Genomic DNA, 882 nt, shown 5'->3' with positions numbered 1-882 from the left:
CAGTTCCTGCGGGGTGCCGAGGTGGTCGCATTGGTACCAGAGCAGTTCGGCGAACGGCTCGGCCGCGGGTTGGGGAGCCCACAGCGAGTCTTCGTCGAGCCGGTAGTAGTCGCTGTACACCGGTTGTCTATGTAGGCTCATACCACCAAGACGCATAACCTGCACCACAAAAACCACTGACTTTAAGAATCCTCAAACATGCTCTTATACCAGTAAAATCCAGGATCATTTACCCAAGAAAATTTTTTACTATCCGCCAGCACAGATAGCGGAGACAAACAAACCCCATAGCGACTGAGCAATGCAATAAACTCCTTGAGCATTACATTACTAAGAACCCTTCGATCAACTTTCAAAACCAAACAACCACCTAATCCGCTACAGCTTTTTATTGCAAGTATTTCATTCAGACCTAAAAAAAATCGCTGTTCATCACCCTTCGACAAAAACCTGACCAATTTAATTTTAATTTCCATCGCTCATCGCCTTCTACCACCGGGATAGACATTCTCATAGTCCCCGCCCGGCATTTGAACATCCCAGTGAGGCCCACCATGCGCATCTGGGCCTTGACCAGTAGGCACCCATACATTGTCCTCTCTATCTACCCAACCAGCACCACGACCATCATCAAGCCTTGCCCATGTTTCTCCACCTTTACAATCACAAAATCCTTCAGTATCTCCAGGCTTACCGGGAGCTTTCGCTCCCGATGAATCATATGCATCTTTTGGTGGTTTCCTAACTTTGTATTTATTTTTCACCAACCCAAACGGATCAATCCAAAAAACCGGATTCGGCGCATACACATACAGGTTAAGCCCACCCGCATAGCCAATCGGGTCCTTGCTGATAAACCGCCCGACCAAGGGATCATAGTAC

At 47.7% G+C, this 882-nt stretch carries 2 protein-coding genes; both read right to left on the bottom strand.

Annotated elements, in window-relative coordinates:
- Positions 1-182: 182 nt before the first annotated feature.
- On the bottom strand, positions 183-476 hold the full coding sequence (locus IE038_RS23955) for a hypothetical protein (RefSeq protein ID WP_163939774.1): 294 nt from the start codon (positions 474-476) through the stop codon (positions 183-185).
- Positions 477-479: 3 nt separating this feature from the next.
- The coding region (locus IE038_RS23950; RefSeq protein WP_308425312.1) for an RHS repeat-associated core domain-containing protein at positions 480-882 on the bottom strand (403 nt) is incomplete at its 5' end.

The sequence above is a fragment of the Pseudomonas laurentiana genome (assembly GCF_014648275.1).
Taxonomy (GTDB): domain Bacteria; phylum Pseudomonadota; class Gammaproteobacteria; order Pseudomonadales; family Pseudomonadaceae; genus Aquipseudomonas; species Aquipseudomonas laurentiana.
Note: the sequence above shows the minus strand (reverse complement) of the source record. Positions and strands in the feature narration are given on the sequence as shown.

Bases quoted from the DNA above. Each gene is read 5' to 3' on its own strand.
- IE038_RS23955 (WP_163939774.1), bottom strand. From the start codon at position 476: ATGGAAATTAAAATTAAATTGGTCAGGTTTTTGTCGAAGGGTGATGAA.